The organism is Cupriavidus taiwanensis (genome assembly GCF_900250075.1).
In the GTDB taxonomy this organism is placed as follows: domain Bacteria; phylum Pseudomonadota; class Gammaproteobacteria; order Burkholderiales; family Burkholderiaceae; genus Cupriavidus; species Cupriavidus taiwanensis_C.
In genome coordinates, this window is the sequence record NZ_LT977071.1 from 1,815,964 (window position 1) to 1,839,285 (window position 23,322).

The 23,322-nt window shown below is 68.4% G+C and carries 24 protein-coding genes; 14 read left to right on the plus strand and 10 right to left on the minus strand.

Features of this window, described 5'->3' with window-relative positions:
• Positions 1 to 5 precede the first annotated feature (5 nt).
• The 11 genes from CBM2588_RS24535 to ccmI are packed head-to-tail and all read left to right on the plus strand — an operon-like array spanning position 6 to position 8,129.
• Positions 6 to 527: a nitrate reductase cytochrome c-type subunit gene (locus tag CBM2588_RS24535; RefSeq protein WP_115682906.1), complete on the plus strand. Its 522-nt coding sequence runs from the start codon at positions 6 to 8 to the stop codon at positions 525 to 527.
• 58 nt (positions 528 to 585) lie between these two features.
• Positions 586 to 1,173 carry a cytochrome c3 family protein gene (locus CBM2588_RS24540; RefSeq protein WP_111521201.1) on the plus strand — a complete coding sequence of 196 codons (588 nt, stop codon included), beginning with the start codon at positions 586 to 588 and terminating at the stop codon, positions 1,171 to 1,173.
• Positions 1,170 to 1,829, plus strand: coding sequence for a cytochrome c biogenesis heme-transporting ATPase CcmA (gene ccmA, locus CBM2588_RS24545; protein ID WP_115682907.1), 660 nt, complete (start codon positions 1,170 to 1,172; stop codon positions 1,827 to 1,829). The genes CBM2588_RS24540 and ccmA overlap by 4 nt, the downstream gene beginning before the upstream one ends.
• A 14-nt stretch (positions 1,830 to 1,843) precedes the next feature.
• The gene (ccmB, locus tag CBM2588_RS24550) at positions 1,844 to 2,521 is read left to right on the plus strand and encodes a heme exporter protein CcmB (RefSeq protein WP_115683724.1); all 678 of its coding nucleotides are present in this window, start codon (positions 1,844 to 1,846) and stop codon (positions 2,519 to 2,521) included.
• A complete protein-coding gene (locus CBM2588_RS24555; RefSeq protein ID WP_115682908.1) occupies positions 2,518 to 3,288 on the plus strand; it encodes a heme ABC transporter permease in 771 nt (256 codons plus the stop codon). The genes ccmB and CBM2588_RS24555 overlap by 4 nt, the downstream gene beginning before the upstream one ends.
• Positions 3,285 to 3,434 (plus strand): heme exporter protein CcmD, encoded by a 150-nt coding sequence (ccmD, locus tag CBM2588_RS24560; protein WP_115682909.1) that lies wholly within the window; start codon positions 3,285 to 3,287, stop codon positions 3,432 to 3,434. The genes CBM2588_RS24555 and ccmD overlap by 4 nt, the downstream gene beginning before the upstream one ends.
• Complete coding sequence (gene ccmE, locus CBM2588_RS24565) at positions 3,431 to 3,901, plus strand: cytochrome c maturation protein CcmE (protein ID WP_111521126.1); 471 nt, start codon at positions 3,431 to 3,433, stop codon at positions 3,899 to 3,901. The genes ccmD and ccmE overlap by 4 nt, the downstream gene beginning before the upstream one ends.
• A complete protein-coding gene (locus CBM2588_RS24570; RefSeq protein WP_115682910.1) occupies positions 3,898 to 5,934 on the plus strand; it encodes a heme lyase CcmF/NrfE family subunit in 2,037 nt (678 codons plus the stop codon). Before ccmE ends, CBM2588_RS24570 begins: the two co-directional genes overlap by 4 nt.
• Positions 5,931 to 6,473, plus strand: coding sequence for a DsbE family thiol:disulfide interchange protein (locus CBM2588_RS24575; RefSeq protein ID WP_115682911.1), 543 nt, complete (start codon positions 5,931 to 5,933; stop codon positions 6,471 to 6,473). Before CBM2588_RS24570 ends, CBM2588_RS24575 begins: the two co-directional genes overlap by 4 nt.
• Positions 6,466 to 6,933 (plus strand): cytochrome c-type biogenesis protein, encoded by a 468-nt coding sequence (locus tag CBM2588_RS24580; RefSeq protein ID WP_115683725.1) that lies wholly within the window; start codon positions 6,466 to 6,468, stop codon positions 6,931 to 6,933. The genes CBM2588_RS24575 and CBM2588_RS24580 overlap by 8 nt, the downstream gene beginning before the upstream one ends.
• Complete coding sequence (ccmI, locus tag CBM2588_RS24585; RefSeq protein ID WP_115682912.1) at positions 6,930 to 8,129, plus strand: c-type cytochrome biogenesis protein CcmI; 1,200 nt, start codon at positions 6,930 to 6,932, stop codon at positions 8,127 to 8,129. The genes CBM2588_RS24580 and ccmI overlap by 4 nt, the downstream gene beginning before the upstream one ends.
• 3 nt (positions 8,130 to 8,132) lie before the next feature.
• Here ccmI and CBM2588_RS24590 read toward each other — a convergent pair whose 3' ends face one another.
• Both CBM2588_RS24590 and kbl read right to left on the minus strand, forming a co-directional pair.
• On the minus strand, positions 8,133 to 9,089 hold the full coding sequence (locus CBM2588_RS24590; RefSeq protein ID WP_111521121.1) for an L-threonine 3-dehydrogenase: 957 nt from the start codon (positions 9,087 to 9,089) through the stop codon (positions 8,133 to 8,135).
• Positions 9,086 to 10,288: a glycine C-acetyltransferase gene (kbl, locus tag CBM2588_RS24595; RefSeq protein WP_115682913.1), complete on the minus strand. Its 1,203-nt coding sequence runs from the start codon at positions 10,286 to 10,288 to the stop codon at positions 9,086 to 9,088. The genes CBM2588_RS24590 and kbl overlap by 4 nt, the downstream gene beginning before the upstream one ends.
• Before the next feature lie 128 nt (positions 10,289 to 10,416).
• Here kbl and CBM2588_RS24600 point away from each other — a divergent pair, with 128 nt between their 5' ends.
• Positions 10,417 to 11,013, plus strand: coding sequence for a helix-turn-helix domain-containing protein (locus tag CBM2588_RS24600; RefSeq protein WP_115682914.1), 597 nt, complete (start codon positions 10,417 to 10,419; stop codon positions 11,011 to 11,013).
• A gap of 45 nt (positions 11,014 to 11,058) precedes the next feature.
• On the opposite strand, the gene CBM2588_RS24605 is transcribed toward CBM2588_RS24600, so the two are convergent.
• The 8 genes from CBM2588_RS24605 to CBM2588_RS24640 form a co-directional block, all read right to left on the minus strand.
• Positions 11,059 to 12,225, minus strand: coding sequence for a xanthine dehydrogenase family Fe-S subunit (locus tag CBM2588_RS24605; protein WP_115682915.1), 1,167 nt, complete (start codon positions 12,223 to 12,225; stop codon positions 11,059 to 11,061).
• 10 nt (positions 12,226 to 12,235) lie between these two features.
• Positions 12,236 to 13,063 carry an FAD binding domain-containing protein gene (locus CBM2588_RS24610; RefSeq protein WP_115682916.1) on the minus strand — a complete coding sequence of 276 codons (828 nt, stop codon included), beginning with the start codon at positions 13,061 to 13,063 and terminating at the stop codon, positions 12,236 to 12,238.
• Positions 13,064 to 13,066: 3 nt separating this feature from the next.
• Complete coding sequence (locus CBM2588_RS24615) at positions 13,067 to 15,463, minus strand: xanthine dehydrogenase family protein molybdopterin-binding subunit (protein ID WP_115682917.1); 2,397 nt, start codon at positions 15,461 to 15,463, stop codon at positions 13,067 to 13,069.
• 116 nt (positions 15,464 to 15,579) lie between these two features.
• Positions 15,580 to 16,206 (minus strand): N-carbamoylsarcosine amidohydrolase, encoded by a 627-nt coding sequence (locus CBM2588_RS24620; protein ID WP_115682918.1) that lies wholly within the window; start codon positions 16,204 to 16,206, stop codon positions 15,580 to 15,582.
• The gene (locus CBM2588_RS24625; RefSeq protein WP_115682919.1) at positions 16,206 to 17,264 is read right to left on the minus strand and encodes a 2,5-dihydroxypyridine 5,6-dioxygenase; all 1,059 of its coding nucleotides are present in this window, start codon (positions 17,262 to 17,264) and stop codon (positions 16,206 to 16,208) included. Before CBM2588_RS24625 ends, CBM2588_RS24620 begins: the two co-directional genes overlap by 1 nt.
• Positions 17,255 to 18,121, minus strand: a complete 867-nt coding sequence (locus CBM2588_RS24630) for an alpha/beta fold hydrolase (protein ID WP_115682920.1) — start codon at positions 18,119 to 18,121, stop codon at positions 17,255 to 17,257. Before CBM2588_RS24630 ends, CBM2588_RS24625 begins: the two co-directional genes overlap by 10 nt.
• 9 nt (positions 18,122 to 18,130) lie before the next feature.
• Positions 18,131 to 18,883 (minus strand): maleate cis-trans isomerase family protein, encoded by a 753-nt coding sequence (locus CBM2588_RS24635; RefSeq protein WP_115682921.1) that lies wholly within the window; start codon positions 18,881 to 18,883, stop codon positions 18,131 to 18,133.
• Positions 18,884 to 18,903: 20 nt separating this feature from the next.
• A complete protein-coding gene (locus CBM2588_RS24640; protein WP_115682922.1) occupies positions 18,904 to 19,866 on the minus strand; it encodes an amidohydrolase family protein in 963 nt (320 codons plus the stop codon).
• 453 nt (positions 19,867 to 20,319) lie between these two features.
• Here CBM2588_RS24640 and CBM2588_RS24645 point away from each other — a divergent pair, with 453 nt between their 5' ends.
• Complete coding sequence (locus CBM2588_RS24645) at positions 20,320 to 21,936, plus strand: MFS transporter (protein WP_115682923.1); 1,617 nt, start codon at positions 20,320 to 20,322, stop codon at positions 21,934 to 21,936.
• A 166-nt stretch (positions 21,937 to 22,102) separates the two neighbouring features.
• Entirely contained in the window at positions 22,103 to 23,320 is a 1,218-nt protein-coding gene (locus tag CBM2588_RS24650) for an ABC transporter substrate-binding protein (RefSeq protein WP_115682924.1), read from the plus strand.
• Positions 23,321 to 23,322 lie beyond the last annotated feature (2 nt).

Here is a 23,322-nt window from a genome sequence, read left to right on the forward strand (position 1 = left end):
ACGCCATGAAACCGAGTCGATCCTGGGCGCCACTGCTGGCCGTGCTCACGCTGCTGCTGGCGGCGGCATTGCCGCTGCCGGCGCGTGCTCAGCAGCAGCAGCAAGGCCTGGTCGATGCCATGCGCGGCAACACGCCCATCGGCAACGAGACCAAGGCCCCGATCATATACCCGACCGAGAACAAGGACATACGCCGCAACCGCAACTACACCATGCAGCCGCCGACGATCCCGCACAAGATCGACGGCTACCAGGTCGACAAGGACTTCAACCGCTGCATGTTCTGCCACGCGCGCACCCGCACCGAAGAGACCCAGGCGATCCCGGTCAGCATTACGCATTACATGGACCGCGACAACAACGTGCTGGCCGAGGTGTCGCCGCGCCGCTATTTCTGCACGCAGTGCCACGTGCCGCAGGCGGACGCCAAGCCGCTGGTGGGCAATACCTTCATCGATGTCGAGCAGATGCTCAAGCGCAAGCCCGGCGCCAAAGGAGCGGCCGACACCAAGGGAGCGGCCAAATAAGGGCGCGACCAGATAGCAGCGCCCGGCCCCGACCTCAACCTCATTGCGGATGCGCGCCATGCTCGACCTGCTCAAGCGCTACTGGCGGACCATCAACCGGCCCAGCGCCTACTTCAGCCTGGGCTTCCTGACACTGGGCGGCTTTATCGCCGGGGTGGTGTTCTGGGGCGCGTTCAACACCGCGCTGGAACTGACCAACACCGAGCAATTCTGCACCGGCTGCCACGAGATGCGCGACAACGTCTACCAGGAGCTGCAGGGCACCATCCACTTCACCAACCGCAGCGGCGTGCGCGCCAAATGCTCGGACTGCCACGTGCCGCACAACTGGACCGACAAGATGGCGCGCAAGATGCAGGCGTCCAAGGAAGTCTGGGCCAAGATCTTCGGCACCGTCGACACGCGCGAGAAATTCCAGGCGCACCGGCTGACGCTGGCGCAGCACGAGTGGGCCCGCTTCAAGGCCAACGATTCGCTGGAATGCCGCAACTGCCACGATTACCAGTCGATGGACTTCACCCGGCAGAGCCCGCGCGCGCAGGCCATGCATTCGACCTACCTGGCCAACAAGGAGAAGACCTGCATCGACTGCCACAAGGGCATCGCCCACCATCTTCCGGACGTATCCAAGGCCGAGGAGAAATGACGCGTGCTGCCGCGCCCGTGCTCAGCGCCAGCGGCCTGGCGGTGTCGCGTGCCGGCCGCAAGGTATTGCATGGCATCGACCTCAGCTTGGCGCCGGGCGACCTGCTGCAGGTGCTGGGTGCCAACGGCAGCGGCAAGACCACGCTGCTGCGCGTGCTGTGCGGCCTGGCCAGCGCGGATGCCGGCACGCTGCACTGGCACGGCCGTCCGCTGCACGCCGCCGATCCGGAGTTCCAGCAGGCGCTGGCCTACCTGGGCCACGCCAACGGCATTGACGTCGACCTGACCCCGGCCGAGAACCTGCGCTTTGCTGCCCGCCTCGTTGGCCACCGTGCCGGCCGCCATGCCGATGCCGGCCAGCGCGCCGACGGCGTCGCGCGCGCGCTCGCCGCGCAAGGGCTGGAGCACGTCGCGCAGGTGCCGGTGCGCACGCTGTCGCAAGGCCAGCGACGCCGCGTCGCGCTGGCGCGGCTGGCGCTGGCGCCGCGCACGCTGTGGCTGCTGGATGAACCGGTGACCGCGCTGGATGCCGATAGCTGCGCGCGCTTCCAGCGCCAGCTGGACGCGCACCTGGCCGCGGGCGGCATGGCCGTGATCGCCACGCACCAGTTGCTGCCCGCCGGCGGCGCGGTGCTGCGCCTGGAGGGGCCGGCATGATGGGCATGACCGGCATGCCAGGCACCCTCGCCGCCATCGTCGCGCACGATGTCTCGCTGTCGTGGCGGCGGCGCGGCAGCCTGCTCGGCGGCGTGGTGTTCTATGTCATGGCCGCCAGCCTGTTCCCGCTGGCGCTCGGGCCCGAGCCGCAGCAGCTGCGCGCGCTGGCGCCGGGCATCCTGTGGGTGACGGCGCTGCTGGCCTCGATGCTGTCGCTGTCGCGCCTGTTCGCGCAGGAGCATGCCGACGGCAGCCTGGACCAGCTGCTGCTGTCGCCGCATCCGCTGGCGCTGCTGGTGCTGGCGAAGATTGCCGCGCACTGGCTCACCAGCGGGCTGCCGCTGCTGGTGCTGACGCCGCTGCTGGCGCAGCAATACGGGTTGCCGTTTGGCGCCGCGCTATTGCTGGCCGCATCGCTGCTGGTCGGCACGCCGGCGCTGAGCTTGATCGGCGCAGTGGGCGCGGCGCTGACGCTGGGCGTGCGCGGCGGCGCGGTGCTGCTGTGCATCCTGGTGCTGCCGCTGTGCGTGCCGGTGCTGGTGTTCGGCGCCAGCGCCGCGGCGGCGGCCGACGCCGGGCTCGACGTGGTGCCGCAGTTCTCGTTGCTGGGCGCGTGCCTGGCGTTGTCGCTGTTCCTGTGCCCGCTGGCCGCCGCCGCGGGGCTACGCATCGCCATGGAGACGCCGGCATGAGCCAGCCGCTGCACTCGCTGCATACCGCCGGAGCGCCGCGGGCGCGCTTTGCCTGGATGGCATACGCGGCGCCGGTGCGGTTCTATCCGCTGGCCGGGCGCATGGCACCGTGGTTCTTCGCCGCGGCGGCGGTGCTTGCCCTCGCCGGCCTGTATGTCGGCTTTGCCGTGGCGCCCACCGATGCGCAGCAGGGCGAGGTCTACCGCATCATCTTCATCCACGTGCCGGCGGCATGGATGTCGATGTTCATCTACCTGGTCATGGCGTGCTACTGCGCGCTGGCGCTGGTGCTGCGCACGCGGCTGTCGTCGATGATGGCCTCGGCGCTGGCGCCCACCGGCGCGCTGTTCACGGCGCTGGCGCTCTGGACCGGTGCGCTGTGGGGCCAGCCGACGTGGGGCACTTGGTGGGTCTGGGATGCGCGGCTGACCTCCGAGCTGATCCTGCTGTTCCTGTACCTCGGCTTTATCGCGCTGGAATCCGCCATCGACGAGCCGCGCCGCGCCGAGCGCGCCTGCGCGGTGCTGGCGCTGGTGGGCGTGGCCAATATCCCGGTGATCTACTTCTCGGTGCAGTGGTGGAACACGCTGCACCAGGGCGCTTCGGTCAGCCTGACGGCGGCGCCGTCGATGGCGGCCACGATGCTGGCCGGCATGCTGCTGATGACGCTGGCATGCTGGATGTACACCATCGCCGTGGCGCTGGTGCGGGTGCGCTGCATCCTGCGCGAGCGCGGCGAGGTGCCGCCCACCGGAGAGACATCATGACCCTGTCGTCGCTGCTCCCCGATGGAGGCCATGGCATCTTCATCGCCGGCGCGTTCGGCATGAGCGCGCTGCTGCTGGCGCTGGAACTGGTGCTGCTGGCGCGCCGCTGCCGCGCCGGTGCAAAACGGGCCGGCACGCGCCGATGACGCCGCGCCAGCGCCGCTTCGGCATGCTCGCCGCGGCCCTGGCCTGCGGCGGCATCGCGCTGGCGCTGGTACTTAATGCCTTCCGCTCCAACCTGGTGTTCTTCTTCAGCCCGAGCCAGGTGGCGGCGCAGGAAGCGCCGGTGGCGCGCAGCTTCCGGCTTGGCGGACTGGTCGAGCCCGGCTCGATCCGGCGCGAGGGCGACGGCATGACCGTGCGCTTCGTCGTCACCGACACCGCGCGGCAGGTGCCGGTGCTCTACCGCGGCCTGCTGCCCGACCTGTTCCGCGAGGGCAAGGGCGTGGTCGCGCGCGGCAAGCTGGAAGCCGACGGCACATTCATTGCCAGCGAGGTGCTGGCCAAGCACGACGAGAACTACATGCCGCCCGAAGCCGCCGACGCGCTCAAGCAGGCTGAACAGGTGAACCGCCGCATGGCCGGGGCCCCCGCGCAGGGAGCGCGCCAGTGATCGCCGAACTGGGGCACTTCGCGCTGATCGTCGCGCTGCTGGTAGCGCTGGTGCAGGCGGCAGTGCCGCTGGCGGGCGTGGCGCGCGGCAGGCTGGCGTGGATGGCGGTGGCGCGGCCGGCTGCGCGCGTGCAATGCGCGCTGGTGGCATTGTCGTTCGCGGCACTGGCATGGGGCTTCGTCGCCAACGACTTCAGCGTGCGCTATGTCGCCGCCAATTCCAACAGCGCGCTGCCGCTTGCCTACCGCATTGCGGCGGTATGGGGCGGGCATGAAGGTTCGATGCTGCTGTGGACGCTGATGCTGGCGCTGTGGTCGCTGGCGGTGGCGCGCTACAGCCGCCAGCTGCCGCTGGCCACGGTGGCGCGCGTGCTGGGCGTGATGGGAGCGATCAGCGCTGGTTTCGTGCTGTTCCTGCTGTTTGCCTCCAACCCCTTCGTGCGGCTGCTGCCGCCGGCGATGGCGGGGCGCGACCTCAATCCGTTGCTGCAGGACCCCGGCATGGTCTTCCACCCCCCGCTGCTCTACATGGGCTATGTCGGCTTCTCGGTGACCTTCGCCTTCGCCGTGGCGGCACTGCTGGCCGGGCGCGTCGACGCCGCCTGGGCGCGCAGGTCGCGGCCGTGGACCACGGTGGCGTGGGCCTTCCTGACGCTGGGCATCATGCTGGGCAGCGCCTGGGCGTATTACGAACTGGGCTGGGGCGGCTGGTGGTTCTGGGATCCGGTCGAAAACGCCTCGTTCATGCCGTGGCTGGCGGGGACCGCGCTGATGCATTCGCTGGCGGTCACGGAGAAGCGCGGGGCGTTCCGCGCGTGGACCGTGCTGCTCGCCATCTTCACGTTCTCGCTGAGCCTGCTCGGCACCTTCCTGGTCCGCTCCGGCGTGCTGACCTCGGTCCATGCGTTCGCGGTCGATCCGAAGCGAGGCATCTTCATCCTGGCCCTGCTGGGCCTGGTCACCGGTATCGCGCTGGCGCTGTACGCATGGCGCGCGCCGCGCTTGTCGTGCGTGTCGCGGCGGGTCGAGTTTGCCGCGGTCTCGCGCGAATCGCTGCTGCTGGCCAACAACGTGCTGCTGGCGGTGGCGGCGGCAACGGTGCTGCTCGGTACGCTCTACCCGTTGCTGGTCGATGTGCTGGGACTGGGCAAGATCTCGGTCGGGCCTGCCTACTTCGAGCAGGTGTTCGTGCCGCTGATGGCTCCCGCGGTGCTGCTGATGGGCGCGGCGCCGCTGGCGCGCTGGCGCCATGGCAGCCTGCCCGACATGGCGCGGCGGCTGCGCTGGGCCGGCATCGCCAGCGTCGCCATCGGCCTGGGGCTGTTGCTGGTGCTGCGCAACACCTCCGCCATGACCGGGCTGGGGCTGCTGCTGGCGGCATGGTGCGTGCTGAGCGCGGTGGCGAGCCTGGCGGGCCGGCTGCGCCATCAGCAGGGGCGCTGGTTCAGCGCGCTGCGCCAGCTCGCGCCCAGCTACTGGGGCATGCTGCTGGCGCACGCCGGCGTCGGCATCTTCATCGCGGGCGTGACGTTGGTCACCGGGCAGGAAAGCCTGCGCGAACTGCCGATGCGCGCGGGCGATACCGTCAGTGTCGGCGGCTACGACTTCCGCTTCGCCGGCGTGAGGCAGGCCGCCGGTCCCAATTATGACGCGCTGCGCGGCACGCTGACCGCCTCGCGCGACGGCAAGCGCGTGGCGGTGCTCCATCCCGAGCGCCGCATCTACCGCAGCCAGGACATGCCGACCACCGAGGCCGCGATCGACAGCGGCCTGACGCGCGACCTGTACGTGGCGCTGGGCGAGAACGTGTCCAACGGCGCCGACGGCAGCGCCTGGGCCGTGCGCATCCACGTCAAGCCCTTCGTCGACTGGATCTGGGCGGGCTGCGTGCTGATGGCGCTGGGCGGCCTGCTGGCCGCGTGCGACAAGCGCTACCGGCTGCGCCGCCGCGCCGCGGCCGAAGCCGCTCCCGCGCCGACGAGTGCCCCTGCCGCGCCCGCACTGGCCTCCACGCGCGAGGAGACGCCGGCATGACGCGTTTCCTGCTGCCGCTCGCCGCCTTCCTCGCGCTCGCCGTCGCTCTGGCCGCGGGCCTGCGCCACGATCCGCGCGAACTGCCCTCGCCGCTGGTAGGCAAGGCCGCGCCCGCCTTCACGCTGCCGCTGCTTGAACCGGAAGGCCGCACTCTGGCGTCCGCCGACATGCGCGGCAAGGTGTGGCTGCTGAATGTGTGGGCCTCGTGGTGCACGGCCTGCCGCACCGAACATCCGGTACTGGTCGACTTCGCGGCGCGCGCGCCGGTGCCGCTGTACGGCCTGAATTACAAGGACGAGGCCGGCGCCGCGCGCGACTGGCTGCAGCGGCTCGGCGACCCCTACACCGCATCGCTGGTCGACGCCGACGGGCGCGTGGGGATCGACTACGGCGTCTATGGCGTGCCCGAGACCTTTGTCATCGACCAGCACGGCGTGGTGCGCTACCGCCAGGTCGGCCCCGTCACGCGCGAGGTGCTGGAGCAGAAGCTGATCCCGCTGATCGAGCGCCTGCAGCGCCAGGGAGGTGGCCATGCATAGGCTTCGCGCTGCGCTTGCCCTGTGGCTATGCTGGCTGCCAGTGCTGGCGGCTGCCGCGCCGACCGAGGCCGAGCTCGATGCGCGCGTGCATGCGCTGTCCAATGAACTGCGCTGCCTGGTGTGCCAGAACCAGACGCTGGCCGATTCCAACGCCGACCTGGCCGTCGACCTGCGCCGCCAGATCCGCGAGCTGCTGCGCGGCGGCGCCAGCGACCAAGCGGTCAAGGACTACCTGGCGCAGCGCTATGGCGACTTCGTGCTGTACAAGCCGCCGCTGCGGCCGCTGACGTGGCTGTTGTGGTTTGGCCCGCTGCTGCTGGTTGCCGGCGTCGCATGGGCGATCGTGCGGGCCCGCGCGCGTCACCGCGGCACGGGCGCTGCACTCGATGACAGCGCCCGGCGCCACCTTGAAAGCCTGCTCAACGACGCCGCCGATCCTGCCAGCCCCCGACAACCATGACGACCTTCTGGCTGCTCGCCGCCGCGCTGATCGCCGCCGCCATGGCCGGGCTGTTGTGGCCGCTGCTGCGCCGCTTCGCCACTCCCGACCCTGGCACGCCGGAGCGCACGCTGCTGGTCGACCTGTACCGCGACCAGTTGCGCGAGCTCGACGCCGACCTGCGCACCGGCACGCTGAGCGCGGCCCGGCATGCCGAAGCCCGCGACGAACTCGGCCGCCGGCTGCTGGATGAAGCCGCGGACACCGCCACCGGCACGCACCGCGCCAGCACTTCCCCCCTGCTCGCCGCGGCATTGCTGGCGGCGTTGCCGAGCGCCGCCATCCTGCTCTACCTGCACCTGGGCAACCCCGTCGCGCTCTGGCGCGCCGGCGACATGCCGGGCGTTGGCGGCAGCCAGCACCAGCTCAGCGGCGCGCAGGTCGAAGGCATGGTCAACCAGCTGGCGCAGCGGCTGCGCGAAGCGCCGGCCGATCCCGAAGGCTGGGCCATGCTGGCGCGCTCCTACAGCGTGCTGGAGCGGCATGCCGACGCTGCGGCGGCCTACGCCCGCGCCGTCGAGCTGGCGCCAGAGGTGGCATCGCTGCGCGCCGATTACGCCGATGTGCTGGCCAGTCTCAACCATGGCTCACTGCAAGGTCTGCCAATGGCGGAGATCGGCCGGGCGCTGGCGCTGGACCCGGATGACCCCAAGGCCCTGGCGCTGGCGGCCAGCGCGGCGGTGGAGCGCGGCGACAAACAGGCGGCGATCGGCTACTGGGAACACCTGCACCGGCTGCTGCCCCCGGACTCGCAGACCGCGGCGCGCGTGGCCGCAAACCTTGTCGCGGCGCGCGGCGATTCCGCCGCGCCGCCGGCGAAGATCACCGGCATGGTCACGCTCAGCGAAAAGGCCGGGCGCACGCCGCAGCCGGGCGACACCCTGTTCGTCTACGCCCTGCCCGCCGACGGCTCGCGCATGCCGCTGGCGGTGGTGCGCCGGCAGGCGCGCGACCTGCCGCTGACGTTCACGCTGGACGACGCAATGGCGATGCGGCCAGACCGCAAGCTGTCGGCGCACACGCAGGTGGTGGTGGAGGCGCGCGTTTCAGCAAGCGGCAATGCCATGCCGCAGTCGGGCGACCTGGTCGGGCGCAGCGGTCCGCTGGCAGTCGGCAGCGAAGGCGTGCGGATCGCGATCGACGCCGCCGTGCCATAGCGCTCAGGCAGCCAGCGTCGCCCTCAGGTTGGCCAGCATGTCCGCGACCATTTCCTCCAGGCCGTACTGCGCCTTCCACCCCCAGTCCGCGCGCGCCACCGAATCGTCGATCGAATCCGGCCAGCCTTGCGCGATCGCCTGGCGGTAGTCGGGTTCGTAGCGGATCTCGAAGTCCGGCACATGCTTGCGGATCGCCGCGGCGATCTGCGCGGGCGTGAAGGTGGTGCCGGCGATGTTGTAGCTGCCGCGTTCGCCCAGCCGTTCCGCAGGTGCCTCCATCAGTTCGATGGTCGCGCGCAGCGCGTCGGGCATGTACATCATCGGCAGGGCCTCGTCTTCCTTCAGGAAGCAAGTGTAGGGCTCGCCCTTCACGGCAGCATGGAAGATATCGACCGCATAGTCGGTGGTGCCGCCGCCAGGCGGCGTCTTGTGCGAGATCAGCCCCGGATAGCGCACGCTGCGCACATCGACGCCGTGGTTGGCGTGGTACCAGCGGCACCAGCCCTCGCCCGCCTGCTTGGAGATGCCATAGACGGTGGTCGGCTCCATCACGGTCTTCTGCGGCGTATCCACCGATGGCGTGGTCGGGCCGAACGCCGCGATCGAGCTGGGCCAGAACACGCGCTCCAGCCCGGTCTGCCGCGCCAGTTCCAGCACGTTGAGCAGGCTCGTCATGTTCAGGTTCCAGGCCCACTGCGGCGCCTTTTCGCCGGTGGCCGACAGCGCCGCCGCCAGCAGGTAGACCTGCGTGATGCCATGGCGCTCGACCACGGTGGCGAGTTCGCCGCGGTCGGTGGCGTTGAGCATCTCGTGCGTGATGTGCACGTGGCGGCCGGTCGGCACCACGTCGGAGGTAATGACGCTGCCGCGGCCGTAGCGCTCGGCCAGCGCCAGTGCCAGCTCGGAGCCGATCTGGCCGTTGGCGCCGACGATCAGGATCCTGGGAGTGCCGTCGGTCATCGGATCAGCCCCAGTTCGCGGCCGGCCTGGCCAAAGGCGTCCAGCGCCGCCTGCAGCGCGGCCTCGTCATGCAGCGCGCTCATCTGCACGCGGATGCGCGCCTGGCCCTTGGGCACCACCGGGTAAAAGAAGCCCACCACGTACACGCCCAGCTCCAGCAGCCGCTGCGCCAGCTGCTGCGCCTTGTCGGCGTCGTAGACCATGATCGGGATGATGGGGTGCTCGCCGGCCTTGACGTCGAAACCCAGCTGGTCCAGCCCCGCGCGGAAGAACTTCGTGTTGCGTTCCAGACGGTCGCGCAGCTCGGTGCTGCCTTCAAGGATATCGAGCACCGCGATCGACGCGCCCACGATGGCCGGCGCCACCGTGTTCGAGAACAGGTACGGCCGCGAGCGCTGGCGCAGCAGCGCCACCACTTCCTTGCGCGCACTGGTGAAGCCGCCCGACGCGCCGCCCAGCGCCTTGCCCAGCGTGCCGGTGATGATGTCGATCTTGCCGAACACGCCGCGCGCCTCGTGCGTGCCGCGGCCGCGCTGGCCCATGAAGCCGGTGGCATGGCATTCGTCGATGCCCAGCAGCGCCCCGTACTCGTCGCACAGCGCACGCATCTGGTCCAGGCGCGCCACGGTGCCGTCCATCGAGAACACGCCGTCGGAGAACACCAGCGTGTAGCGCGCGCCGTCGGCGCGAGCCTGCTCCAGCTGCGCGCGCAGGTCGTCCATGTCGTTGTGCTGGTAGCGGTAGCGCCGCGCCTTGGACAGGCGGATGCCGTCGATGATCGAGGCGTGGTTGAGCGCATCGCTGATGACCGCGTCTTCCGCCCCCAGCAGCGTTTCGAACAGGCCGCCATTGGCGTCGAAGGCCGAGCCGTAGAGGATGGTGTCCTCGGTGCCGAGGAAGCTCGACAGCCGGGCCTCGAGCGTCTTGTGCAGGTCCTGCGTGCCGCAGATGAAGCGCACCGAGCTGAGGCCGAAGCCGTGCGTGCGCAGCGCTTCGTGCGCGGCCTCGATCACGCGCGGGTGCGACGACAGGCCCAGATAGTTGTTGGCGCACAGGTTGATGACCTCGCGGCCGTCGCTGGTGCGCACGCGCGCGCCTTGCGGCGTCGCGATCACGCGCTCGTTCTTGTACAGCCCGGCGTCGCGGATGGATTGCAGCTCGTCGCGGATGGACGCGTAGAACGCCTGGGCATTCGGCATGGCTTGGCTCCTGGGTCTGGGTGGTGGATCGGTCGATTGGTGTGCCGGCGGATGTGCTACGATCCGATCGATAAATCGAACACGTTCTGTATATCGAACATTTTGCGCAATATAACGAACATCATTCCATGACGCAAGCCCTGCTCCAGACCCCGCCGGCCGACGGGCCGCCCGCCGTCGGCATGGCGCTGCAGGCGCTGCGCCAGCAGCAGCGGCTGTCGCTCGACGAACTGTCGCGCCGCGCCGGTGTGTCCAAGTCGATGCTATCGCAGATCGAACGCAACCTGGCCAATCCGACCGTGGCGGTGCTGTGGCGGCTGGCCAATGCGCTCGGCGTGAGCCTGACCGACTTCCTGGCCGGCGGCGCCGCGGAGCGTCCCGGCGGCGGCATCACCGTGGTCCAGCCGCACGCGATCCCTTCGCTGAAGAGCCCGGACACGCGCTGCGATCTGCGCATCCTGGGCCCGATCGATCTGGCCGGGCGTTTCGAGTGGTATGAGCTGACGATCCAGGCCGGCGGCGTACTGGCCTCCGAGCCCCACGAGGCCGGCACCCAGGAACACCTGTCGGTGCTGAGCGGATCCATGACGGTGCGCGCGGGCGCCGACGAGAAGAAGCTGCGGCACGGCGAGACCGCGCGCTATGCGGCCGATGTCGCACATGCGATCTCCAATGGTGGCAAGACCACGGCCACCGCACTACTGGTTGTAGTGCATCCTGGGTAAGGCGGGCAAGGAGGCCGCGCTCCCCGCCTTCCCCGCCAAGGTGGTTCAGCGCGGGCCGAACAGGCGCCGCACGCGCTCCCACAGCACGCCGCAGAACATCGCCACCGGATTCAGCCGCGCGACCTGGTTGCGTTCGGCCTCGCTCAGCGTCGGATCCATCCTGCGCGATACCGACCTGCCGAAGTCGGCGATCATCCGCCGCACGAAGTCTCGCACCAGCCCCGAGCGCGAGAACTGCGCGAGCGGCCCCTGCAGCGAATACTGCAGGTCGACCGCAACTTCGGTCTCGCCGGCGGACAAGGCCCTGAGCTGGTAGGCGATATCGCCCGCCGCCTTGGAATTGCTGAGCGAGTCCTGTCCCGCACCCTTCAGCACGCCACGCTTGTTCGCGTCATCGCGCTGAAGGCGGGCGGCGCCTTCGAACCTTGCCGACATGGGGCCGAACTTGATGGCGATATGGCCCTTGACCTTCTCGCCGGCCACTTCCGTCAGCACCGCACCGGGCAGGCAGCCCGCCACGGCCGGCAGGTCCGCCATGAAGGCCCATACCTCGTCCAGCGCATAGGGCACGGTAAAGCCGCCCTCGATGCGCGACCAGCCCTTGCGGTCGGCCGAGCGCTCCGGCTCGGCGCTGCCTGCTGCAGCCAGGTGCGGCTGCGTGCCGAGCGCCTCATCGGCAACCGTGAAGCCCGCGAATGGCAGCGGCGCGGCTGCCGCGCCGGCATGCCGCGCGATCACGCCGGTGGCCGCGCGGCGCGCGTCCAGCACCGAACGGATCGCGGCGACGATGCCCATATAGCCGGTACAGCGGCACAGGTTGCCCGACAGCTCATGCCGGATGGTGGCTTCGTCGGCATCGGGCAGGCGCAGCACGATATCGCGCGCGGTAGCCAGCATCCCGGGCGTGCAATAGCCGCACTGCAGCGCGTGGTGCCGGTTGAAGGCGGCGCGCAGGTCGGCCATGACCGCGTCGTCCTCGTAGCCCTCCACCGTGACGATGTCGGCGCCCTGGCAGGCGGCGGCAAAGGTGATGCACGCGCGCACCGGCTTGCCGTCCACCAGCACGGTGCAGGCGCCGCACACGCCGTGCTCGCAACCGAGGTGGGTGCCGGTCAGGCGATGCGTTTCGCGCAGGTAGTCGCCCAGGTGAGTCCGGTCCGCGCACGCGCCGGACACCCGGCGGCCGTTGACGGTGAATTCGATGGTCTGCACGGGGCGCTCCTCAATTCAGCAGTTGCGTGACGCAGCGCATCACGACGGTTCGGTACAGCTTGCGGTCGATGGCGTCCCTGCCCGGCGCGGCTTGCGCGACGGCTTCGGCGACGGCGTCGGCCGTCAGCGCCGCCGCGCCCTGCGCCGCGACGGCGCGAGTCAGGCCGGGCAGCACCACGGGCGGGCCGTCCAGCGCGCCGAGCACGATGCGGGCGAAGCTGCGGCTGGCGTCGAAGTACGCGGCGCAGCTGGCCTCGGCGAACTCGCCGGTCTTGCGGCACAGCTTCTGGTAGCCCCAGCGGCTGTGCGCGGTCTGCGGCGGCACCCGCACCGCGGCAATCAGCTCGCCGTCAGCCAGCACCGTGGTGTAGGCACCGAGCATGAACGACTCCATCGGCACTTCGCGCGTGCCGGCAGCGGATGCGATCTCGATGCGCGCGCCCAGCGCGGTCATGGCCACGACCCAGTCGGCCGCGGGGTCCGCATGCGCTAGGCTGCCGCCTACGGTGCCGCGGTTGCGGATCGCCCGATAGGCGATGCCGCCGGCAACGGCCTGCAGCATGGTGCCGCGCAGCGGCTCGAATACGCCGTCCTCGATCTGCGCATGAGTCACGCAGGCGCCGATGCGGATGCCGTCGGCGCCTGCGGTCACGTCGCGCAATTCGCGCAGCGCCGACACGTCGACCACCGTATCGGGCCGCGTCAGGCGCAGGTTCAGCATCGGCCCGAGCGATTGACCGCCGCCCATGGCCTTGGATACATCAATGTCCGCGCCCAGGCGGCTCAATGCGTCCGGCAGCGAGCCGGGTGCGTGGTAAGAGAATGCAACGGCTTTCATCGGTCAGGCTGCCTTCCGGTTATGCGCATCGGCCTCGGCCGCATCCAGCGCTTCCAGGATCTTGCGCGGTGTCAGCGGCGTCTCCTTCAGCTCGACGCCGAAATCGCGCAACGCGTCGTTGACGGCATTGAAGATCGCCGCCGGCGGCGCGATCGCCCCGCCCTCGCCCATGCCCTTGGCGCCGAACTCCGTATGCGGCGACGGCGTCTCGAAATGATGGATGCGGATCGACGGGATCTCGGTCGGCCCCGGCAGCATGTAGTCCGCCAGCGTCGACGCCAGTGGCTGGCCGTTGCCGTCGTAATGCATCGCTTCGAACATCGCGGTGCCGATACCCTGCGCCACGCCGCCGTAGGTCTGCCCTTCGACCACCATCGGGTTGATCATGGTGCCGCAGTCCTCCACCACGACGTAGTCAAGAATCTCGACGTGGCCGGAATCGATGTCGACTTCCACCGCCACCGCATGCGTGGCATAGGTAAAGCTGCCGGTATCGACGGCGGGCTTGAAGCCCATCGTGACTTCCAGCCCCTGCGCATCGACGTCCGGTGGCAACAGGTGCGGGTTGATGTACCAGGCGTTGGCGATGCGCGCGATGTCGGCGGTGCCCGCATCCCCGGCCGCCACGGCCCCGTCGCGGAACACCACGGCATCCTGCGGCAGGCCCAGCATGTGCGCACCGATCCTCAGCAGGCGCGGCAGCAGCGCCTTGCACGCGCGCGACACCGCGCCGCCGGACATCACCAGCGAGCGCGACGCATACGTGCCCGTCGAGAACGGCGTCAGGCCGGTATCGCCGTGCACGACCTTGATCCGCGCGATGTCGATGCCAAGGATCTCGTTGGCGATCTGCGCGAAGGTGGTCTCCATGCCCTGCCCGTGCGAATGCACGCCCACGCGCACCTCCAGCCCGCCGTCCGGCGTGATGCGTACCGTCGCCGAATCGAAGCCCGGAATCACCGGAGTGCCCCACGCGGCGAACACCGAGGTGCCGTGCGCCGATTGCTCGGTGTAGGTGCCGAAACCCACGCCGACATAGATGTTGCCCTGCGGGCCCGCCTTCTGGCGCGCGCGGATCGCGGGCAGGCCGATCATCTCCATGGCCTTGCGTACGCTGGCCGGGTAATCGCCGCCGTCGAAATGCTTGTTGGTGACGTTGACATAAGGCATGGCCTCGGGCGGCACGAGGTTTTCACAGCGCACCTCCCACGGTTCGCGTCCCACCTCGCGGGCGATGGCGTCGATCATCAATTCCATCGCAAAGCAGACGCCGGTGCGCGCCACGCCGCGATAGGGTACGAAGCCCGGCTTGTTCGTCGCCACGCAAGTGGTTTCGCAGCGGTAGCCGTCAAAGGCGTACGGCCCCGGCAGGTTGCCGATCGCCTGCCCCGGTTCCAGCCCGATGGTAAAAGGCCATACCGAATAGGCACCGCCATCGATCACGACCTTTGCATCGAGCGCCAGCAGGCGGCCGCGCGCATCGGCATACGCAGTCAGGTCGTAGTGGTGCTCGCGCGAGTTCGCGCCGGCGGTCAGGTGCTCGCGCCGGTCCTCTATAAAGCGGAACGGGCGCTTGTACGTCATCGCCAGCCACGCGATGCATAGTTCTTCCTGCTGCAGCACGCATTTATAGCCGAAGGCGCCGCCCACGTCGGGCGAGATCACACGCACGCGCTCCTGCTCCAGCCCCAGGCAGTGCGCCAGGATCGTGCGGATCATGTGCGGCACCTGCGTCGCGCTGTAGACCACCAACTGGTCGAACTGGTGGTCCCAATAGGCCAGCACCGCCTTGCCTTCCATCGGCACCATGCACTGCCGAGCGAGGTCGATCTGGCGGCGCACCACCACCGTCGCCTCGCGCTGGCGCGCCTCGAAGTTCTTGTCGGCGGTCAGCGTCAGGAAGGTGTTGTCGCGCCAGTGCTCGTGCACGCGCACCTCGCCGGCAAGCTGGCGGGCCTGGGTTACGTCGGCAAGCGCGGGCAGTTCGTCGAACGACACGGCGACCTGCTCGGCGATGTCCTCGGCCTCGGCGCGCGTGGGTGCAAAAGCCATCGCCATCGGTTCGCCGACGAAGCGCACCTTGCCGCTGGCCAGCGGAGGCTGCGCCGAAGGCTGGTAGGACGGGAAGGCCGAGTCGGCGATGATGTCGGCAGCCGCCGTCATGTCTTCACGCACGACCACCGCGGCGGCGTGACTGGACGGCTTGGTCACCGACAGCAGCCGCGCGTGCGCGACCGGGCTGCGCAGGAACGCCACTTCCTGCAGGTCCGGCATGGCGATGTCCGCGACGAAGCGGCCTTTGCCGTGAAGGTGCCGCGCGTCCTCCTTGCGCGCCACGCGAGCGCCGACGCCCTGGCCGCGCGCGCTATCCGGGTAATCCGGTTCCATCGACGATGTCATTGCCCTGTCCGTTCCGATGATAAGCGTGGTTTATTCAGCATACTGACCAAAATCCTATGGAAATGCCGGAGTGCCTGTCAATTGCGGCTTTACCGCATGCCGGCCCCTTCAGGCGCCTATTCCCGCACGCCAATGGCAGCAAGCCCGTCTGCCCGCGTGGCGACGGTTGCGTACTTCTGCGCCATGTCGAACAGGTTGGCCTCATGCGGCCCCAGCGCGCGGTCGCCCACGCAGTCGGACAGCACCAGCGGGCGGAAGCCGTACTGCATCGCATCGACCACGCTGGCCCGCACGCACCCGCTGGTGACGGCGCCGGCCACCACCAGCGTGCGCACGCCGCGCTGCGTCAGCCATGCCGCCAGCGACGTGCCGAAGAACGCCGACGGCACCGTCTTGCGCACCACCAGTTCGCCCGGGCGCGGCGCCAGTTCTTCCACGATGGCGCTGTTGAAGGCATGCTCCTTCAGCGTCAGCATGTTCGGCACCTTCATAGAGAAGACGTTGTGGTCGGCGCCGTCATCGGCATAGACGATGCGGCTGTGCGCGACCGGCCAGCCTTCGCGCCGCGCCACCGCGAGCAGCGGCACGGTACTGGCAATGGCCTCGCGGATATTTCCGCCGCCGAACACCGCCGGATCGGCAAAGCCGTTGACGAAGTCCACGATCAGCAGCCCGAAGGGCCCATCCAGCTCCAGCGCATTGCCGAAGCCCTGGCGCTGGTACGCGCCGATTTCCCTGTGCATCACGACTTGTCCTCCGGGTAGCGGAAGCCGTCGGTCACCTTGCCCGCAGTCACCACGTCGACGCCGTCCAGGCGCACGGTGCAGCGGCGCACCGGGATGTCGATATGGCAGGCCGTGGTGCGATGGCCGCCGGCCTCGTTGTTCGGGCCGAGCGAGAACAGGAAGTTGCCCTCGAACGCGCGCGCATCCATGCCAATGGTGGCCTCGCGGTCGTACAGGCCCAGCGTCGACCAATGTGCACGAGGCTGGAGCCCCCAGCCGATATGCGAGATCGCATACGCTTCGGGATCGTTGAATGACGCCATGTATTCGCTCAGCAGTTCGGCATGGAGCCCACCTTCGATGCGCGTCGCAAAGCCCGCTTCGACCGTCAGGCGGATCGGCTCGGTGACGTAGCTCTTCTGCGGCAGCAGGATGTCGCCCTTATCGAGCACGATGGTGCCGTGCGCAGCGCCTTCGTTCGGCCAGGTGAGCGCGAAGCCGCTGGGCCAGTGGTCCCAGCGCCCGGGCTCGTCGACAAAGCCGTACTCGCCGATGGCGGCGAATTCGCCCAGCGGGCAGCGCAGGTCGGTGCCGGCGGGCGAGACGACGTGCATTTCCTTCGCGCTTGCCAGCCGCTGAGACGCCGCCTTCACGCGTTCGCGATCGGCCTCGCAGGGCACCAACCGGGCCAGCACCTCGGGCGGCTCGACGGCGAGCAGGATTTTGGTGCCGCCCTGCAGGATCTCGTGCTGCTCCGGCGAGAACAGCAGCGTCATCAGATCCAGCACCAGGTCGCTCGCCTTCAGTGCGGCGATGGCCGCCGGATTGCCGGTCAGCGGCGTGGTACCGAGGTAGGCGAGCGCATCGCGGCTCAGTGCCTTCTCGCCGTTGACGGGGGGCAGGTCGAGCCGGTTGACGATGGCACCCATCGATTGCGTGGCGGTGAGCGCGGTGGACAGCGTCTGCGGGTGGGTGGCGGCACTGGTGAGGATGGTGACGGTCTGTCCCGGCTCCAGCCGGGACAGCCGCAGCACCTTGCGCCAGGCCTCGATCATCTGGTGGTCACTTACCGGCATGTCGGCTCCTTGCTCGCTGATTGTCCCAGCGCTTGCGCCAGCGGCGCGCCGAGGAAGTCCCCCAGCGCCGCGTAAAAACCCGCTTCGTCGTCCCACGGGATCATGTGGCCGGCATTGGCGACGTGGCTGACCAGCACGCCGGGCAGCAGCGTGCGGATCTCGGCGACGTCTTCGGGCCGGACGACGTCGCCACGGCCTGCGGTCATCAGCAGCGTGGGCACCTTTACCCGCGGCATGTCGGCGTGGATGTCGTCACGGTGGAAGTCCTCGAAACTGCGCACCACCGCGTCTTCATTGCAGGTGTGCAGCCATTCGGCGCGCAGGCGCAGTTGCTCGTCGGTCCAGGTCGTGCAAAAGCGGCGCATGCCTTCCAGGCCGGTGCCTTTCCGGGACAGCCGGATCGAATCGACGTACCAGGGCAGTTGCGCCGGATATGGGCGACGCCCGGGGCCCGAGACAGGCGGGTCGACCATCACCAGCCGCGCCAGCCCGTGCGGCCTTGCCGCCGCGGCACGCAGGCCGATCCGTGCGCCCATCGAATGGCCGACCACGCTGTAGCGCCGCAGGCCCAGCGCTTCGGCAAAGGCGACGACGTCTCGCGCCTGCGCATCGAGGCCATAGTCGAGCCCCGGCTCCGCCGACGACAGCCCGCGGCCGCGCACGTCGAGGATGTAGGTGTCAAAGTGCACGCCGAACTGCTCGCCGACAAAACCCCATGTGATCGCGGGGCTGGTGATGCCGGGCACGATAACGACGGCGTCGCGCCCGCCATGCTCGCCCCCATTGCCGCCGTAGCGCAGGTAATGCTGGCGGATGCCATTGGCATGAACCTGGCCTCCGTATTGGAAGGTACTCATGGCCCCCCCTCAGTAAGCGCCGGACAGCAGCGCACCCGCGCCCGGCACGACCGGTTCCAGGTCCAGCGCGCGCAGCATGGCGTAGGTGGTTGCAATGGCGGCGGTGAGCACCGGCTTGCCGGTCATCGCCTCGACCTTGGCCACGGCCGGCAGCGATGGCATCTGCACGCAGGCAGACAGCACGATCACGTCGGCGTCCCGCGTGTCCATCTGCGCAACGATCTCCGGCAGGCGCGACGGATCATGGCGGCCGACGTCGAGGTTGTCGGGGATTTCCAGCGCGCGGTAGTCCACGACTTCATAGCCCTCGTTGCGGATGTAGTCCACCACCAGTTCGGTCAGCGGCTTCATGTAGGGCGCGACCACTGCAATGCGCTTCGCGCCCATCACCTTGAGCGCATCCACCAGCGCCCCGGCACTGGTGATGACTGGCGCGTCGCCGCCGTTCGCTGTGGTATGTGCCTTCAGGCGCTGTTCGGATTGCCGGTGGTAGCCATGGCCCATCGCCATGATCGCGACGAGGCAGGCATAGCCAAGCACGTCGACGCGGGCATCGCTCAGCTCCACCGCGCAGCGGTCGGACTCGGCATCCATTGCCGCCAGTTCTTCCTTGACCACCTTCTTCATCCGCATGCGGCTTGAATGGAAGGTGAAGCGTTCCGGGCGGATCTGCTGGCGCGCCATCAGCATGGCGGGGATTTCGGTTTCCATCGTCGTGTTCGAGCTGGGGACGATCTGGCCGATACGAAAGACTTTTTGCATGGGGTTTCCAGGTTGGGCAATCAGAGCTTGAGCAGGCGTTGCGCGTTGCCGTGGCAGACCAGCGCGCGCGTGGTGTCGTCAAGCGGCGCGCTGTCGATGAACCGCGCGGCCACTTCGGTGGACTCATAGGGGTAGTCGACGGAGAACATCACCGCCTCCGGTCCCAGTTCGGCAAGGGCGCCCATCAGCGCGCCGTGCGAACACACGCCCGAGGTGGTGATGACGATATTGCTGCCGATGTACTCGGACGGCGCGCGCTCCAGCCTGACGCCATGCGAATAGACCGCAAAACGGCTGTCGAAGCGCCAGCGCTGGTAAGGCAGGCCTTCGCCCATATGGCCGAGGATCAGCTTCAGGCGCGGGAAGCGGTCGAACACGCCGCTGAACAACAGCCGCAGCGCGTGCGAAGCGGTTTCCACGCCCCACCCCCACGCGGCTCCGGCCAACTCCGGATGGCCGGCGAGCACTTGCGGCGACACGAAGGCATCGGTCGGATGCAGGTACATCGGCACGTCCAGCGCCTGCATGCGTTCCCAGAGCGCGTCATACGCCGGGGCGTCGTAATAGCGACCATGTGTATGGCCGTTTACCAGCGAGCCCTTGAAGCCGAGCTGCAGCACGGCACGCTCCAGTTCGCCAGCGGCCTGCCCTGGATCGTGCATCGGCAGCGCGGCAAAGCCGGCATAGCGCGTCGGATGGCGGGCGATCTGCGCCGCCAGGAAGTCATTGCTCTGGCGCGCACGGGTCAGCGCCAGTCCGGGATCGGCTTCGCCCTGCACGCCGGGTCCGGTTTGCGACAGCACGGTGATGTCGATGCCGCACCGGTCCATCTCGGCAAGCCGCTCTTCGTCGAAGTCGGCAAGACGGCGACCAAGCTCGGCGAACACCGCCGGATCGATATGCTGCGTGAACCCTTTGGAATAAGCCTGGAAGCCGGGGGTCATGAAATGCTCTTCCAGGGCGATCTTCTTCACGTAAGTCATGCTGGTGGGGGCTCCTGATGGATGGAATCGGTGCGTGCCGAGCTTTGTCCCGCGTGCGCCGATGCGTCGCCTCGTCGATTACTCAGTACACTGATTAGTTTTCGGATTCTAGTGAGCGGATTTTCAAAAGTCCAGAAGGAGCGCGGAGGGTTAACACCTATAACGATGGCCGGAACCGCTCATTACACTGGCCCCAGATGATCAGTATGCTGATGATATGAAACATCCATTTAAATCGGGCTTTCCGGCGCCTTCGCAATATCCCAGGTGCCGGCTCTGGCCCGCATTTTGCTCAGCATACTGCGCTTCTCATCAGCATACTGACTGATGCACCGGCAGGATGCGGCACCGCACAGTGCCGGGTCAGCAATGACCCGCGCCATCGGGGCCCGGCACCACCGGGAAGCAAACAAACAATAGAGACATACGGCCTGACCAAAAGGAGCCCCCGCCATGACGATCAGCCTGACCCGCGCCAAGACGCGCGCCGAGACGAGTGCCCCGGCCTCCGGCATGACCGCCGAAGAACGCAAGGTCATCCTTGCCTCATCCTTCGGCGCCCTGATGGAGTGGTACGACTTTTACATCTACGCGGCGCTGGCGGTGTATTTCGGCGCACTGTTCTTTCCGCCGGGCAATGAAACGGCCGCCTTCCTGGCCAGCCTGGCTACCTTCGGCGCCGGCTTCCTGATCCGGCCGGTGGGCGCGCTGGTGTTCGGGCGCCTGGGCGACCGGATCGGCCGCAAGTACACCTTCCTGGTCACCATCCTGCTGATGGGCGTGGCCACGGTGGGCGTCGGCGTGCTGCCGACATACGAGCAGATCGGCATCACCGCCACGGTGCTGCTGGTGCTGCTGCGACTGCTGCAAGGCCTCGCGCTGGGCGGCGAAGTGGGCGGCGCGGTCACGTATGTCGCCGAGCATTCGCCGGCAGGCAAGCGCGGCCTCTACACCAGCTCGCTGCAGACCACCGCCACGCTGGGGCTGCTGTCCTCGCTATTCGTGGTCTACCTGCTCAAGACCTTCCTGACCGAAGCGGAATTCCGCGCGTGGGGCTGGCGCATCCCGTTCATCGTGTCGCTGGTGATGCTGGTGATCTCGGTCTATATCCGCGGCAAGCTGCATGAATCGCCGGTGTTCGCACGCATGAAGGCTGGCAATGCCACCTCGAAGTCCCCCATCCGCGAAAGCTTCACGCGGTGGGAGAACCTGAAGTCGGTGCTGCTGCTGTTCGTGGTGGCCGCCGGACTCGGCGCGATCTTCGGCACCGGCCACTTCTACAGCATGTTCTTCCTCAACAAGACGCTGCACGTGCCGATCGAAACCGTGCACAAGCTGATCGCGATCGCCCTGGTGGTGGCGACGCCTTGCTACCTGTTCTTCGGCTGGCTGTCGGACCGCATCGGCCGCAAGTACATCATGATGGCCGCCTGCCTGCTGGCTGCGCTCTGCACCCAGCCGGTGTTCAAGGGGCTGACCCACTACGCCAATCCCGCCCTGGAGCAGTTCCAGCGGCAAGGCACGGTGCAAGTGACCGCGGGCGACTGCAAGGCGCGCCTGTTCGGCGAACCGGTGTCGGCCTGCGACAAGATCCGCGGCTACCTGACCGACCTGGGCGTGGGCTACACCTTCGTGCCGGCCAGCGACCCGGGCCGGGCGGAAATCCAGATCGGCGCGCGCACGCTACAGGGCTTCGACCGCACCGCCATCAAGACGGCACTGGTCGAGGCCGGCTGGCCGGAGCGCGCCGATCCCGGCAGGATGAATACGCCGATGGTGTTCATGCTGCTGCTGGTGCCGATCCTGTTCCTGGCCATGGTCTATGGGCCGATGGCCGCCTTCATGGTCGAGCTGTTCCCGGCCCGGGTACGCTACACCTCGCTGTCGCTGCCCTTCCACCTTGGTGCGGGCTGGGTCGGAGGCATGCTGTCATTCGTGGTGACGGCGATGAACGTCTCCAGCGGCGACGTGTATTTTGGCCTCTGGTACCCGGTGGTTATCGCCGGCCTCGCCTTCGTCATCGGCATGGTGTTCGTGCCGGAGACGCGCGGGCGCGACCTGTCCACCTGAGCGCTGCTCTCCGGCGCACTTGCAGGGCGGAGAACTCCGCCCTTTTCATCGGCATATATTCAGCATACTGATTTTCTTCCCGAGCGCGCGCAGCGATGGCGCCCGCGTCGGGCGCATGCAGCCATCGCCAACTTCCATCCCTTCGCGCAGACAACCTGGAGCCCCCATGTCCACCTCTCGCATCCTACGCACCCTAGCCTCGTCGTCCGCACTGCTCGGCCTGGCGCAGGCCACGCCCGCCCTGGCCGACGCCAGCGGCGTGAAGATCGGCGTCATCACCGATATGTCCGGCTCCTATGCCGATCTGTCCGGCAAGGGCTCGGTCGTCGCCGCCCAGATGGCCGTCGATGAGTTCGGCGGCAAGGCCCTGGGCAAGCCCGTCACGGTGCTTTCGGCGGATCACCAGAACAAGGCGGATATCGCTTCGTCGCTGGCGCGCCGATGGTTCGATACCGACGGCGTCGACATGGTGATCGACTTCCCCAACTCGTCAACCGCGCTCGCGGTGCAGGAAGTGGCGCGCCAGAAGCAGAAGATCGACATCGTCTCCACCGGCGGCGCCATGGCGCTGACCAACCAGAACTGTTCGCCCACAGGCTTCCATTGGGCCTGGGACACCTACTCGGTGTCGTATCCGCTGGTCCGCCGCCTGATCGACCAGGGCCGCAACAGCTGGTACTACATCACCGTGGACTATGCCTTCGGCCAGTCGCTGGAAGCCGATTTCCGCAAGGCCGTGGATGCCGGTGGCGGCAAGAACGTCGGCAGCACGCGCCATCCGCTCAATGCCAGCGACTTCAGCAGCCCGGTGGTCGCGGCGTCGGCCTCCAAGGCCAAGGTGGTGGTGCTGGCCAACGCCGGCAACGACATGATTAATGGCGTCAAGGCCGCCGGCGAGTTCGGCCTGATCAAGGCGGGGCAGACGGTCATCACGCCGTCCACCTTCATCACCGATATCAAAAGTCTGGGTCTGCCCGCCGCGCAGGGCCTGACCTATGTCGATCCGTTCAGGCTCGACCTCGACGCGAAGTCGAAGGACTTCGTCGAGCGCTACCACAAGCGCCACAAGGCGTATCCCACGCACGGGCAGATCGGCGTCTATTCCGGCGTGCTGCACTACCTGAAGGCCGTGGAAGCCGCCAGGACCGTCGAGGGCCCCGCGGTGGCGGACAAGATGCGCGCGCTGCCCGTCAACGACGCCTTCGTGCGCAATGGCAAGGTCCGGATCGATGGCCGCATGGTGCACGACATGTACCTGGCCCAGGCCAAGACGCCGGCGGAGTCGAAAGGCCCGTGGGACCTGGTCAAGTACATCGGCACCATTCCCGGCGACGAGGCCTTCCGCCCCCTCTCCGCCAGTGAATGCCCGCTGGTCAAGAAGTGAGC